General features: G+C 71.4%; 15 protein-coding genes. 14 read left to right on the top strand and 1 reads right to left on the bottom strand.

The genetic code is table 11. The features are described from left to right. Positions 1 to 89 precede the first annotated feature (89 nt). The 11 genes from GA0070564_RS12225 to GA0070564_RS12175 all read left to right on the top strand — a co-directional run bounded on the left by GA0070564_RS12225 (position 90) and on the right by GA0070564_RS12175 (position 9,230). Positions 90 to 326 carry an AtpZ/AtpI family protein gene (locus GA0070564_RS12225; RefSeq protein ID WP_091609104.1) on the top strand — a complete coding sequence of 79 codons (237 nt, stop codon included), beginning with the start codon at positions 90 to 92 and terminating at the stop codon, positions 324 to 326. 11 nt (positions 327 to 337) lie between these two features. Next, positions 338 to 1,135 (top strand): F0F1 ATP synthase subunit A, encoded by a 798-nt coding sequence (gene atpB / locus GA0070564_RS12220; RefSeq protein ID WP_091607835.1) that lies wholly within the window; start codon positions 338 to 340, stop codon positions 1,133 to 1,135. A gap of 100 nt (positions 1,136 to 1,235) precedes the next feature. After that, on the top strand, positions 1,236 to 1,463 hold the full coding sequence (locus tag GA0070564_RS12215; RefSeq protein ID WP_091607831.1) for an ATP synthase F0 subunit C: 228 nt from the start codon (positions 1,236 to 1,238) through the stop codon (positions 1,461 to 1,463). Between the two features lie 26 nt (positions 1,464 to 1,489). Further along, complete coding sequence (locus GA0070564_RS12210; RefSeq protein WP_091607827.1) at positions 1,490 to 2,032, top strand: F0F1 ATP synthase subunit B; 543 nt, start codon at positions 1,490 to 1,492, stop codon at positions 2,030 to 2,032. Beyond that, entirely contained in the window at positions 2,032 to 2,853 is an 822-nt protein-coding gene (locus GA0070564_RS12205) for a F0F1 ATP synthase subunit delta (protein ID WP_091607824.1), read from the top strand. The genes GA0070564_RS12210 and GA0070564_RS12205 overlap by 1 nt, the downstream gene beginning before the upstream one ends. A gap of 86 nt (positions 2,854 to 2,939) precedes the next feature. Then, positions 2,940 to 4,592 carry a F0F1 ATP synthase subunit alpha gene (gene atpA, locus GA0070564_RS12200; protein ID WP_091607821.1) on the top strand — a complete coding sequence of 551 codons (1,653 nt, stop codon included), beginning with the start codon at positions 2,940 to 2,942 and terminating at the stop codon, positions 4,590 to 4,592. A 3-nt stretch (positions 4,593 to 4,595) separates the two neighbouring features. Next, on the top strand, positions 4,596 to 5,525 hold the full coding sequence (locus tag GA0070564_RS12195) for a F0F1 ATP synthase subunit gamma (protein WP_091607819.1): 930 nt from the start codon (positions 4,596 to 4,598) through the stop codon (positions 5,523 to 5,525). After that, the gene (gene atpD / locus GA0070564_RS12190; RefSeq protein ID WP_091607818.1) at positions 5,525 to 6,982 is read left to right on the top strand and encodes a F0F1 ATP synthase subunit beta; all 1,458 of its coding nucleotides are present in this window, start codon (positions 5,525 to 5,527) and stop codon (positions 6,980 to 6,982) included. Before GA0070564_RS12195 ends, atpD begins: the two co-directional genes overlap by 1 nt. Positions 6,983 to 7,216: 234 nt before the next feature. Then, complete coding sequence (locus tag GA0070564_RS12185; protein WP_091607816.1) at positions 7,217 to 8,353, top strand: LCP family protein; 1,137 nt, start codon at positions 7,217 to 7,219, stop codon at positions 8,351 to 8,353. 124 nt (positions 8,354 to 8,477) lie between these two features. Next, positions 8,478 to 8,762 carry a F0F1 ATP synthase subunit epsilon gene (locus tag GA0070564_RS12180; protein ID WP_088972929.1) on the top strand — a complete coding sequence of 95 codons (285 nt, stop codon included), beginning with the start codon at positions 8,478 to 8,480 and terminating at the stop codon, positions 8,760 to 8,762. 12 nt (positions 8,763 to 8,774) lie between these two features. Continuing rightward, positions 8,775 to 9,230 (top strand): DUF2550 domain-containing protein, encoded by a 456-nt coding sequence (locus tag GA0070564_RS12175; RefSeq protein ID WP_091607813.1) that lies wholly within the window; start codon positions 8,775 to 8,777, stop codon positions 9,228 to 9,230. Positions 9,231 to 9,263: 33 nt separating this feature from the next. Here the strand turns inward: GA0070564_RS12175 and GA0070564_RS12170 are convergent, their stop codons facing one another. After that, the gene (locus GA0070564_RS12170; RefSeq protein ID WP_091607811.1) at positions 9,264 to 9,851 is read right to left on the bottom strand and encodes a class I SAM-dependent methyltransferase; all 588 of its coding nucleotides are present in this window, start codon (positions 9,849 to 9,851) and stop codon (positions 9,264 to 9,266) included. A gap of 130 nt (positions 9,852 to 9,981) precedes the next feature. Between GA0070564_RS12170 and GA0070564_RS12165 the strand changes: the two genes are divergently transcribed. The 3 genes from GA0070564_RS12165 (at position 9,982) to GA0070564_RS12155 (ending at position 12,698) form a co-directional block, all read left to right on the top strand. Then, complete coding sequence (locus GA0070564_RS12165) at positions 9,982 to 11,163, top strand: sensor histidine kinase (RefSeq protein WP_141714765.1); 1,182 nt, start codon at positions 9,982 to 9,984, stop codon at positions 11,161 to 11,163. After that, positions 11,157 to 11,855, top strand: a complete 699-nt coding sequence (locus GA0070564_RS12160; RefSeq protein WP_342672545.1) for a response regulator — start codon at positions 11,157 to 11,159, stop codon at positions 11,853 to 11,855. Before GA0070564_RS12165 ends, GA0070564_RS12160 begins: the two co-directional genes overlap by 7 nt. 117 nt (positions 11,856 to 11,972) lie before the next feature. Next, a complete protein-coding gene (locus GA0070564_RS12155) occupies positions 11,973 to 12,698 on the top strand; it encodes a DedA family protein (RefSeq protein WP_091607806.1) in 726 nt (241 codons plus the stop codon). Position 12,699: the final 1 nt, after the last annotated feature.

The following is a 12,699-nucleotide window of genomic DNA, read 5'->3' as shown; positions in this document are numbered from 1 at the left end:
CGAGAAGCCCGCCAGACGCCCACACAACGACGGTTGTGCGGGGGGTGAGGCACAGCCTCGTATCTCCGGCTGATATCGTTCGCCCCGTCATGGCTGATGACCAAACCCCCCGGCCCAGCGGCGCCCCGGACGATGTTCCGCCCGGCGCCGGTCAGGGTTGGACCGCGCTCAGCTACCTGATCGCGGGCATGCTCGTGTGGGGTTTCATCGGCTGGCTGGTCGACCAGTGGCTCGACACCGGCGGCATCGCCACCGGCATCGGCTTCGTGCTCGGCATGGCCGGGGGAGTCATCCTGGTCATCCGCCGACTCGGCACGCCTACTTAGGAAGGGACGCGGTGTTCGGACAGGCGAACGTCCTGGCAGCTGGCCAGGCGGCATTCCCACCCAGCGTGGAGGACTTCTACCTGCCCAGCATCCTGCCCTGGGGTGCGCACGACTCGTACTGGATCACCAAGTTCACGGCGATGATCTGGATCGCGGTCGGGGTCCTGATCATCTTCTTCCTGGCGACCTACCGGAAGCCGCAGCTGGTGCCGACCAAGAAGCAGTGGTTCGCCGAGTCGATCTACGGCTTCGTGCGCAACAACATCTCGGTCGACATGATCGGGCACGCGGGGGTGCGGTTCGCGCCGTACTTCACCACGCTGTTCTGCTTCGTGCTGCTGACGAACGCGTTCGCGATCATCCCGCTGTTCCAGATCTCGCCGAACTCGCACATCGCCTTCCCGGCGATCCTCGCGGTGATCAGCTATTTGCTGTTCAACTACATCGGCATCCGGCACCACGGTTTCGTCAAATACTTCAAGCACGCCCTGATTCCGCCGGCCCCCTGGTACATCCTGCCGCTGCTGATTCCGATCGAGGCGTTCTCGACCTTCATCATCCGGCCGTTCTCGCTGGCCGTTCGTCTCTTCGCGAACATGTTCGCCGGCCACATGCTCCTGCTGGTCTTCACGCTCGGCGGCTTCGCGATGCTCAACGCCAATGCTTGGCTGGCGCCGATCTCGGTGGTCTCCTGGGTGATGACCGTGGCGCTGACGCTGCTCGAGGCGCTGGTCATCATCCTGCAGGCCTACGTCTTCACGGTGCTGAGCGCCAGCTACATCCAGGGCGCGCTCGCCGAAGAGCACTGATCCACCAGCGTGGTGCTCGCGAGCGGGCACTGATCCATCTCGTACCAACCGTTGTCGTCCCGCGTGAGAGTCACGCGAGATAACCAGGAGGAACTGACTAATGGACGTCTACGCCGCGGTAGAGGGCAGCACCGCCGCCATCGGCTACGGTCTCGCGGCCATCGGCCCGGGCATCGGTGTCGGCCTGGTCTTCGCCGCCTACATCCAGTCGACCGCCCGTCAGCCGGAGTCGTCGCGGATGACTCTGCCGTACGTCTGGATCGGCTTCGCCGTCATCGAGGCCCTCGCGCTGTTCGGCATCGCCTTCGGCTTCATCTGGGCCGGCTGATCCCGCCCTTAGACCGGGAGGTAACCATGTTCTTCCTCTCCGCTCCAGAGGGTGGTGAGTCGACGCACAACCCGATCGTCCCGATCTGGCAGGAGATCGTGGTGGGGTCCGTCGCCTTCGCCGTGCTCTGCTTCGTGCTCATGAAGTTCGTCTTCCCGCGCATGGAGCAGACGTTCCAGGCCCGGGTCGACGCGATCGAGGGTGGCATCAAGCGCGCCGAGGCCGCCCAGGCCGAGGCCAACCAGCTCCTCGAGCAGTACCGCGCGCAGCTCGCCGAGGCGCGCACCGACGCCGCGAAGATCCGGGACGACGCCCGGGCCGACGCGGAGGGCATCCGGCAGGACATCCTCGCCAAGGCGCGGGAGGAGTCCGACCGGGTCATCCAGGCCGGCAAGGACCAGCTCGCCGCCGAGCGGGCCACCATCGTGCGCGAGCTGCGCACCGAGGTGGGCACCCTCGCGGTCGACCTGGCCAGCCGGATCGTCGGTGAGTCGCTCGCCGACGAGGCGCGTCGCAAGGGCACCGTGGACCGGTTCCTGAGCGGTCTCGAGAGCACGGGGGCCCGCTGATGCAGGCCGCCAGCCGGGAGTCGTACAAGGTCGCGGCCGAGCGCCTCGACGCGTACGTCCGCGGCGCGGAGCCGTCGGCGGTGGCCTCCACCGCCGACGACATCCTCTCCGTCGCCGCCCTGCTGCGGCGGGAGCCGCGGCTGCGCCGGGCGCTGTCGGACCCGGCCCGCTCCGGCGCCGACCGCGCCGGCCTGCTCGGTGAGATGCTGCGCGGCAAGCTCGGCGCCGAGGCGCTGGACCTGCTCGCGTCGCTGGTCTCCGGCCGCTGGTCGGCGCCGTCGGAGCTGCTCGACGCCACCGAGCGACTGGGCATCGAGGCGCTCCTCGCGAGCGCCGACAAGTCCGGTGAGCTGGGTGAGGTCGAGGACGAGCTGTTCCGCTTCGGGCAGGTCGTCGCCGGCTCCCCGGAGCTGTCCAACGTGCTGGCCGACCCGGCGGCACCGGTGGAGCGGCGGGCGGCCCTGGTCGACCAGCTGCTCGCCGGCAAGGCCCGGCCGGTCACCGGCTACCTCGTCGGGGTCGCGCTCGGTGGATTCGGCGGACGCCGGTTCTCCGGTGCGCTCACCCGGCTGGTCGAGCTCGCCGCCGAGCGGCGGGACCGGCAGGTCGCGTACGTGACCGTGGCGGCGCCGCTGAGTGACTCCGAGGAGCGACGCCTGGGTGCCCGCCTCTCCGAGATGTACGGTCGAGAGGTTTCCGTCAGGCAGACGGTGGACCCCGAGGTGCTCGGTGGGGTGAGCGTGCGGGTCGGCTCCGACCTGTACGACGGCACCGTCCTGCGCCGCCTCAACGAGACCCGCAACGCGCTCGCGAAGAGCTGACCAGCGCTTCCACAGCCCTGATTCGTCGTCATCGGACCGGTCGGTACTAGGTATCCCGGGCCCTGAGATACTTAAGGAAGCAGAGGATGGCCGAGCTGACCATCTCGACGGAGGAGATCCGCGGCGCCCTGGAGCGCTACGTCTCCTCCTACACGGCCGACGTCTCCCGCGAGGAGGTCGGCACCGTCGCCGACACCGGTGACGGCATCGCACACGTCGAGGGCCTGCCCTCGACCATGACCAACGAGCTCCTGGAGTTCGAGGACGGCACGCTCGGCGTGGCGCTGAACCTCGACGTCCGGGAGATCGGTGTCGTCGTTCTCGGTGACTCCGCCAAGCTGGAGGAGGGGCAGCGCGTCAAGCGCACCGGCCGGGTGCTCTCGGTTCCGGTCGGCGACGCCTTCCTCGGCCGCGTGGTCAACGCGCTCGGCCAGCCGATCGACGGGCTCGGCGACATCCCGAACGAGGGCTTCCGCGAGCTGGAGCTCCAGGCCCCCAACGTGATGTCCCGGCAGTCGGTGTTCGAGCCGCTGCAGACCGGCATCAAGGCCATCGACGCGATGACCCCGATCGGTCGGGGCCAGCGGCAGCTGATCATCGGCGACCGGAAGACCGGCAAGACCACGGTCGCCCTGGACGCGGTGCTCAACCAGCGGGACAACTGGCGCTCCGGCGACCCGAAGAAGCAGGTCCGCTGCATCTACGTCGCCATCGGCCAGAAGGCCTCCACGATCGCCTCGATCAAGGGCACCCTGGAGGCGGCGGGGGCGATGGAGTACACCACCATCGTCGCCTCCCCGGCGTCGGACCCGGCGGGCTTCAAGTACCTCGCCCCGTACACCGGCTCGTCCATCGGGCAGCACTGGATGTACGGCGGCAAGCACGTCCTGATCATCTTCGACGACCTGAGCAAGCAGGCCGAGGCGTACCGCGCCGTGTCGCTGCTGCTGCGTCGTCCGCCGGGCCGTGAGGCGTACCCGGGTGACGTCTTCTACCTGCACTCCCGCCTGCTGGAGCGCTGCGCGAAGCTCTCCGACGAGCTGGGTGGCGGCTCGATGACCGGTCTGCCGATCATCGAGACGAAGGCCAACGACATCTCGGCCTTCATCCCGACCAACGTCATCTCGATCACCGACGGCCAGATCTTCCTCGAGACGGACCTGTTCAACCAGGGCGTCCGGCCGGCCATCAACGTCGGCACCTCGGTCTCCCGGGTCGGTGGCGCCGCGCAGGTCAAGCCGATGCGCAAGGTCGCCGGTTCGCTGCGGCTGAACCTGGCCCAGTTCCGCGAGCTGGAGGCGTTCGCCGCCTTCGCCTCCGACCTGGACCGCGCCTCGCAGAACCAGCTGAACCGGGGTTCCCGCCTGGTCGAGCTGCTCAAGCAGCCGAACTACTCGCCGTACCCGGTGCAGGAGCAGGTCGTCTCGGTCTGGGCCGGCGTCGAGGGCAAGCTCGACGACATCCCGGTGGGTGAGGTCCGGCGCTTCGAGTCGGAGTTCCTCCAGTACCTGCGCCACAAGCACGAGGGTGTCCTCGCCGCCATCGCGGACAACCAGTGGGGCGACGACATCATCGGCACGCTCGACTCGGCCATCGCCGAGTTCAAGCAGGTCTTCCTCGGCAAGGAGGACGAGCGTCGGATCAACGAGGCGCCGGCCACGCCGCTGGAGGGCGAGGAGAACCGCGAGACGGTGACCCGCTTCCGCGACGGCACGACCGACCGCCCGGCCGAGAGCTGATCCATGGCGGCCCAGGTACGCGTTCTTCGCCAGCGGATCCGTTCCGCCAAGGGGATGAAGAAGATCACCAAGGCGATGGAGCTCGTGGCGACGAGCCGGATCGCCAAGGCCCAGGCCCGGGTGGAGGCGTCCCTGCCGTACGCCCAGGCCATCACCGGCGTGCTCACCGCGCTGGCCTCCAACGCGCGGATCGACCACCCGCTGCTCACCCCGCGTGAGCGGGTGCGGCGGGCGGGCGTCCTGCTGGTCACGGCCGACCGTGGCCTGGCCGGCGGGTACAGCTCGAACGCGATCCGGACCGCGGAGTCGCTGGTCGCCCGGCTCAAGGCCGACGGCAAGGAGCCCGTGCTCTACGTCATCGGTCGCAAGGGCGTCAGCTTCTACCGGTTCCGGGACCGCCCGATCGAGGCGAACTGGACGGGCTTCTCGGAGCAGCCGACCTTCGACGCCGCCCGCGAGGTGGGCGAGACGCTGATCAAGGCGTTCACCGCCGGTGCGGACGACGCGGACGGTCAGGCCGGGGCGGACGGGGTGCTCGGGATCGACGAGTTGCACATCGTCTACACCGAGTTCCACTCCCTGATGACCCAGACGCCGGTCACGAAGATCATCGGCCCGATGCAGGTCGAGGACCGCCCGCGGTCCGAGGGCCTGCTGCCGGCGTACGAGTTCGAGCCGGAGGCGGAGGCGCTGCTCGACGCGCTGCTGCCGCGGTACATCAACACGCGGATCTACGCGGCTCTGTTGGAGTCGGCGGCCAGCGAGTCGGCCGCCCGGCGGCGGGCGATGAAGAGCGCCACCGACAACGCCGAAGAGATGATCGAGAAGTACACGCGTGAGATGAACTCGGCCCGTCAGGCCAATATCACCCAGGAGATCAGCGAGATCGTCGGCGGCGCGAACGCGCTGGCCGCGTCGGGAAGTGAAGTGTGATGACTGTATCGACTGCGGCTGGGGGACCAGCCGAGACCAAGACGGCCACGGGTCGCGTGGTCCGGGTCATCGGCCCGGTCGTCGACGCCGAGTTCCCGCGTGACGCCATGCCGGCCCTGTTCAACGCCCTCAAGGTGGACGTCAACCTGTCCGGCGGCGAGAAGACGCTGACCCTGGAGGTCGCCCAGCACCTGGGTGACAACATGGTCCGCGCCATCTCGATGCAGCCGACCGACGGACTGGTGCGCGGCGCCGAGGTCCGGGACACCGACGGTCCGATCAGCGTGCCGGTGGGTGACACGGTCAAGGGTCACGTGTTCAACGCGATCGGCGAGTGCCTCAACCTGACCGAGGGCGAGACCCTCAACCCGGACGACCACTGGGGCATCCACCGCAAGGCCCCGGCCTTCGCGGACCTGGAGCCGAAGACCGAGATGCTGGAGACCGGCATCAAGGTCATCGACCTGCTCGCCCCGTACGTCAAGGGCGGCAAGATCGGCCTCTTCGGTGGCGCGGGCGTGGGTAAGACGGTGCTCATCCAGGAGATGATCACCCGTGTCGCCCGGAACTTCGGTGGTACCTCGGTCTTCGCCGGCGTGGGTGAGCGCACCCGTGAGGGCAACGACCTCATCGCCGAGATGACCGAGTCCGGCGTCATCGACAAGACCGCGCTGGTCTACGGCCAGATGGACGAGCCGCCGGGCACCCGGCTGCGGGTGGCGCTGTCGGCGCTGACCATGGCGGAGTACTTCCGGGACGTCAAGAAGCAGGAGGTGCTGCTCTTCATCGACAACATCTTCCGCTTCACCCAGGCCGGTTCCGAGGTCTCCACGCTGCTCGGCCGGATGCCGAGCGCCGTGGGTTACCAGCCGACCCTGGCCGACGAGATGGGCGAGCTCCAGGAGCGGATCACCTCCGTCCGGGGCCAGGCCATCACCTCGATGCAGGCGATCTACGTGCCCGCCGACGACTACACCGACCCGGCGCCGGCCACCACGTTCGCCCACCTCGACGCGACCACCAACCTGGAGCGGTCGATCTCCGACAAGGGCATCTACCCGGCGGTGGACCCGCTGGCGTCCTCGTCGCGGATCCTCGCGCCGGAGTTCGTCGGCGAGGAGCACTTCGCGGTGGCGACCGAGGTGAAGCGGATCCTGCAGAAGTACAAGGACCTGCAGGACATCATCGCCATCCTCGGCATCGAGGAGCTCTCCGAGGAGGACAAGCTCACCGTCGGCCGCGCCCGCCGGATCGAGCGGTTCCTCTCGCAGAACACCTACGCCGCCGAGCAGTTCACCGGCGTGCCGGGCTCGACGGTGCCGATCGCGGAGACCATCGACGCGTTCAAGCGGATCGCCGAGGGCGAGTTCGACCACTTCCCCGAGCAGGCGTTCTTCATGTGCGGCGGGCTCGAGGACCTTCAGGCCAAGGCCAAGGAGCTGATGGCTGAGGGCTGAGAACTCCGCCACAGCGTAAAAGGGCCACCCCGGTCGATACCGGGGTGGCCCTTCGCGTTGCCGAGGCCGTTCGCGCCGGATGTCGGATTTCGCGGGCGGCTTGCCGTGCGCGCGTCGGGGGTACCGTTCGAGCCACGCTCACGTTGGGCGTGGAACCTGCAACCATTCGGCACCCTGCGCCCGTCCTGATTCATGGGCGTGACGAAATCCGTGGCGTGACGACGGGAGACGCGAGTGAACCAGGCCGGGAAGGACCGTCGGGGACGGTCGCGTTGGGCGGGGGTGCCCCGCTGGGCCCGGCTGTGCACGATCTTCGGCACCGTGCTGGTGGTGCTCAGCGGCGCGGTCCTGGTGGGATACGAGGCCCTGCTGGCCCGCTACGAGGGCTCGGTGGGCAAGGCCGACCTCTTCGGCGACCAGGCGGCCGGTGCCAAGGAGAAGCGCAGCGACATCTCCGGGCCGCTGAACATCCTCCTGGTCGGCATCGACCCGCGGAACGCCAAGCAGCGGCCGCTCGCCGACTCGATCATGATCCTGCACGTGCCGGCGAGCATGGACAGGGCGTACCTCTTCTCGGTGCCCCGCGACCTGTACGTCGACATCCCCGCGTTCCCGAAGGCGGAGTACGCCGGCGGCCGGGGCAAGCTGAACGGCGCGATGTCGCACGGCAGCAACGTGCCCGGCGCCGACCCGGACGCGGCCCGCGGCTTCGAGCTGCTGGCGAAGACCGTGCAGCAGACGACCAGCATCAAGCGCTTCGACGCCGGAGCGATCATCAACTTCAGCGGCTTCACCAAGATCGTCGACGCGATGGGCGGCGTCGACATGTACATCGAACGCGACGTCCGCTCCGAGCACCGCCGGCCGGACGGCACCCTGCGCGAGGGCAACCCCAACGGGTACGGCTACATCGGCCCGCAGGCCGAGTACAAGAAGGGCGACGTCCACCTCAACGGCTGGCAGGCGCTGGACTACGTCCGGCAGCGCTACCCGCGCAACGGCGTGCCGGACGCGGACTACGGGCGGCAGCGGCACCAGCAGCAGTTCATCAAGGCGATGGTCGACCAGGCGTTCAGCGCCGACGTGGTGACCAACCCGGTGAAGCTGGACCGGGTGGTCCGGGCCGCCGGCCAGTCGCTGATCTTCAACGGTCGCGGGAACAGCGTGGTCGACTACGCCCTCGCCCTCAAGGGCCTGCGCTCCAGCTCGATCGAGACGATCAAGCTGCCGGGCGGGCCGGTGAACAGCGGCTCCCGCTACCTCGGCGAGGAGTTCCAGCCGGCCGCGAAGGACTTCTTCACCGCCCTGAACGAGGAGCGGTTGGACGCGTTCCTGCTGGAACATCCCGAGTTCCGGCAGACCACGAAGTAGCGTCAGCGCCAACGGGTCACGGGCCGTCCGGTGACCCGTGGCGCACCTCTCGCCACCCGCGTTGGGTGGCGCCGGACGGCGCGACTAGAATTTCGGCAGTCCGCCGCCGCAGCAAGGAGACAGCGTGGCACAGCAGCTTCACGTCGAGCTCGTAGCCGTCGAGGAGAAGGTCTGGTCGGGTGAGGCCGAGATGGTCGTCGCCCGGACGACCGAGGGTGAGCTGGGTGTGCTGCCTGGGCACGCGCCCCTGCTCGGCCAGCTCGCCGAGCCCAGCCAGGTCCGCATCAAGCAGGCCGGCGGTCAGCAGGTCGCCTACGACGTCGCCGGGGGTTTCCTCTCGGTGACCGGCGAGGGCGTCACGGTGCTCGCCGAGAGCGCCACCCCGGCCAGCTCCGCGCAGAACCGCTGAGCCACACCGCCGATGCAGATCGTGGAAGGGGTCGGAATCGGCATCGCGGTGATTCTCGCCGCGGTCCTGGTCCTCTTCCTCCGCCGTGCCCTGGTCACCCGTAGCGGCGGCATCATCCGGCTCAGCGTCCGGGTGACCTCGGTGCTCGACGGCCGGGGCTGGTCGCCCGGCTTCGGCCGGTTCGCCGGTGACGAGCTCCGGTGGTACCGGATGTTCAGCTTCGCCATCCGGCCCAAGCGGGTGCTCTCCCGCAAGGAGCTGGCGGTCGAGCGCCGGCGCCTCCCGGAGGCGCAGGAGCGCCTCTCCATGCCCGCGGACTGGGTGATCCTCCGCTGTACCAGCCGGCACGCCCCGGTGGAGATCGCCATGGCCCGCTCCACGGTGACCGGTTTCCTCTCCTGGCTCGAGGCCGCCCCGCCCGGGGCGGCCTCGCCGCGTCTGGCCTCCCAGGACTGGCCCGCCGCCTGACGGTCGCCGGCCCGCACCCGACGCCCGACGGCCTCAGCGCAGCGGACGGCGGCAGTGGTAGACCAACGCCGGTGGCAGGTTCGCCCACACCGTGCGGCCCGTGGTCACCTCGTCGAACGTCTCGTCGAGCAGGCGCCGGAACCGCCGGGCCGGTGGGGTCCACCGGGCGTGCCGGTAGGCGAACGTGGTGAACGCGCCCCCCGCGCCCAGCGCGTCGGCCACCGCGCCGAGCACCCGGCGCTGCCGGTCGGCGCCGAACGCCGCCCACGGCAGGCCGCTGATCACCACGTCGGCCCGGGCGTGACCCCGGTCGGCCAGCAGGTCGCCCAGGGTCGCCGCGTCGGCGAGCAGCACCTCCACCGCCGGGTAGCGCCGCGCCACCCGGGCCGCGAAGCGCGGATTGATCTCCAGCGCCAAGTGGTGTCCCCGGCCGGCCAGCCGCCGCTGCACCGCGCCGGTGAAGACGCCCGTGCCCGGGCCCAGCTCCACCACCACCGGCTCACCGGTACGCGGCACCGCCGCCGTGATGTCGGCGGCCAGCCCCGCCCCGCTGGGCGCCACCGCCCCGACGGTGCGCGGATGGCGGGCGAACTGCTTGAGGAACGTCGACGAGTCGGTCACGCCGCTCCACGCTAGGGACGCCGCTCCCGCCACCGGGTCACTCCCGCGGCCCGTCGACCGACCACCCGGAGGAGGGCGGCCGGCCGGTGGGAGGACCGGCGGGGCAGCGGGGTTCCGTAGGGTTGGCCGGGTGAGGGGACTCCGCGGCTGGTGGCCGGAGCTGCTGCTCGGCCTGGTCGCGACCCTGCTGGGTCTGGCGTCCGGGGTGAACAGCGTGCTCGGCGCCGAGAGCGCCGGCCGGCACGCCGCGCTCGCCGTCGCCGCCGGGCTGGCCCTGGTGGGCGTACGGCGACGGCCCTGGGTGGTGCTGGTGCTGGAGACCCTGCTGATGCTGGTCGCCGTCGAGGTGGCACCCTTCGGCACCGGCACCCCCGTGCTGTGCGGGGCGGTCGCGTTGGGCTTCGTGGCGTACCGGTCCGGCTGGTCGTCCACCGGCGCGGCGTTCGCGGTCTACCTCGCGGCCGTGATCGGCACGGTGGTCCGCTCCGCGGTTCCCGGCGTGCTGACCGGTGGGGCCGGGGTGCTCCGGTTGACCACGCTGGTGGCGGCGACGGCGGCGCCGGTCGCCTTCGGCCGCTACCTGGGCGGGCTGCGCAACGCCGCCGCGGTGGCCGAGGAGCGGGCCCGGGAGGCGGAGGCGCGGCAGGAGATGCAGACCCGCTCCGCCCGGCTCGCCGAGCGGGCCAGCATCGCCCGCGACCTGCACGACATCGTCGCGCACCACGTCGCGGCGATCGCCCTCCAGGCCGGGGCGTCGCAGTACGCGATCCGCCAGACCGGTCGGGTGGACGACGCGGTGACCGCCTTCGGCGAGCTGCGTACCACGGCCGCCCGGGTGTTGGACGAGCTCCGTGAGCTGCTGGAGGTGCTGCGTGATCCGGAGGCGGTCGAGGGCGGCGCGCCGATGGTGGAGCCCGAGCAGATCATCACCGAGGCGCAACGCCTGGTCCGGGCGGCGGGGCTGAGCGTGCAGGTGACGGTGGACCACCGGGCCGCGACGACTCCGCTGGTGGTGCGGACCACCGCCGCGCGGGTGATCCAGGAGGGGTTGACCAACAGCCTGAAGCACGCCGGTGCCGGTGCGATCGCCACCGCCGTCGTCCGGTTGGAACCGCCCGGACTGCTGGTGGAGGTGCTCGACAGTGGACCGGCGGGGCCCCGGCCGGAGGCGACGCTGCCCTCGTCCGGGCACGGGCTGACCGGCATGCGCGAGCGGGTCGGGCTGCTGGGTGGCACGCTGACCGCGGGTCCCACCGCCGCCGGCGGTTGGCGGCTGCGGGCCCGGCTGCCGGTACGGGAGGTGGTGTGTTGATCCGGGTGCTCGTGGTGGACGACCAGGCGCTGGTCCGCGCGGGGGTGGGCCTGCTGCTGCGGACGGCCGGCGACTTCGAGGTGGTCGGTGAGGCGGGGGACGGTCTGGACGCCGTACGGCTCAGCGAGCGGCTGCGACCGGACGTCGTCCTGATGGACCTGCGGATGCCCCGACTGGACGGCATCGAGGCGACCCGCCGGATCTGCGCCCGGCAGCCCGGGGTCCGGGTGCTGGTGCTGACCACCTTCGCCGAGGACGCCGACGTCTACGGTGCGCTGGGGGCCGGGGCGATCGGCTACCTGGTGAAGGACGGTCCCCCGGAGGATCTGATCGAGGCGGTCCGCCGGGCGGCGCGTGGCGAGGCGTTGGTGTCGCCCCGGGTGCTCGCCCGGATCGTGCAGCGGGCGATCGGCGCGCACGACCGGGAGGCGCGGCCGGGCGCGGGCACCCCTCAGCCGGGCCTGCGCCTGCTCAGTTCCCGGGAGCGGGAGGTGCTGGCCCTGGTCGGCGCCGGGCTGTCCAACGGGGAGATCGGCGCCCGGCTGCATCTGGGGGTGACCACGGTGAAGACCCACGTCTCGGCGGCGATGGAGAAGCTGGAGCTGCGCAACCGGGTGCAGGCGGCCGTGGTGGCGCACCGGCTCGGCCTGGTCGACGACGACTTCGAGCCGGTGCCCGACCCCGGCCGGTGAGCGTTCGACCCGGACCCCGGGCCGGGGCCTCCCTAGGGAGACGGGCGGCCACCCGGAGGAGCCGGGGCCGCCCGGCGGGAGGACGGCGGGCGGCTCCCGGCGCAGCACGCTGGAGGGGTGACCTTCTCCGATGCCCTGCTCGACCGGCTCGGCGCGTTGCCGCCCGGCCAGGTGCTGCTGCTCGCGGCGGCGCTGCTCGCCGCCGAGGTCGGCCTGCTGGTCGGGGTGGCGGTGCCGGCGGCGAGCACGATGCTGACCGTCGGGCTGCTGGCCCGGGCCGGGACCCTGGACCTGGGCGCCGCCCTGGCGGTGACCACGCTGGCCGCGTTCGCCGGTGACCAGCTCGGCTACTGGGAGGGCCGGCTGCTCGGGCCGCGGCTGCGCGACGGCCGGATCGGCCGGTGGATCGGCCCCGCCCGGTGGGACCGGGCCGAGTCGTTGATCGCGCGCCGGGGCGGAGCGGCGGTGCTGGTGGGACGGTGGACCGCCTTCGCCCGGACGCTGGTGCCCCGGGTGGCCGGGATGGCCGGCCTGCCGTACCGGCGCTTCGTGGCGTTCGACGCGGCGGCGGTGGCGGTCTGGGTGCCGGGCACCGTGCTGATCGGCTGGGCGGCCGGCGGGGTGCCGGCCGGACTCCCGCTGGCTGCCGGGCTGCTGCTGGCCGCCGGGGTGGCGGTCACCGTGGGGACCCGTCGGGTGCGGGCCCGCCGCCGGCCCGCCGGGCGGCCCTGCCGGGGGCCGGTACGACGGGGCCGGTCACCCGTCGGGCCGGTGCCCGGCTCGCGGCGTCCCGGAGCCGGGCGGACCGCGCCGGCCCGGCGGGGCGTGCCGCACCACTGCTGAC

This window comes from Micromonospora mirobrigensis, assembly GCF_900091555.1.
In the GTDB taxonomy this organism is placed as follows: domain Bacteria; phylum Actinomycetota; class Actinomycetes; order Mycobacteriales; family Micromonosporaceae; genus Micromonospora; species Micromonospora mirobrigensis.
The sequence above is the reverse complement of the archived record's forward strand: the minus strand, read 5'-3'. Positions and strand labels throughout refer to the sequence as shown.

Coding starts and splice junctions, on each gene's coding strand:
- atpD (WP_091607818.1), top strand. CDS start 5,525: ATGACTGTATCGACTGCGGCTGGGGGACCAGCCGAGACCAAGACGGCC.
- GA0070564_RS12210 (WP_091607827.1), top strand. CDS start 1,490: ATGTTCTTCCTCTCCGCTCCAGAGGGTGGTGAGTCGACGCACAACCCG.
- GA0070564_RS12195 (WP_091607819.1), top strand. CDS start 4,596: ATGGCGGCCCAGGTACGCGTTCTTCGCCAGCGGATCCGTTCCGCCAAG.
- atpA (WP_091607821.1), top strand. CDS start 2,940: ATGGCCGAGCTGACCATCTCGACGGAGGAGATCCGCGGCGCCCTGGAG.
- GA0070564_RS12215 (WP_091607831.1), top strand. CDS start 1,236: ATGGACGTCTACGCCGCGGTAGAGGGCAGCACCGCCGCCATCGGCTAC.
- GA0070564_RS12225 (WP_091609104.1), top strand. CDS start 90: ATGGCTGATGACCAAACCCCCCGGCCCAGCGGCGCCCCGGACGATGTT.
- GA0070564_RS12175 (WP_091607813.1), top strand. CDS start 8,775: ATGCAGATCGTGGAAGGGGTCGGAATCGGCATCGCGGTGATTCTCGCC.
- GA0070564_RS12205 (WP_091607824.1), top strand. CDS start 2,032: ATGCAGGCCGCCAGCCGGGAGTCGTACAAGGTCGCGGCCGAGCGCCTC.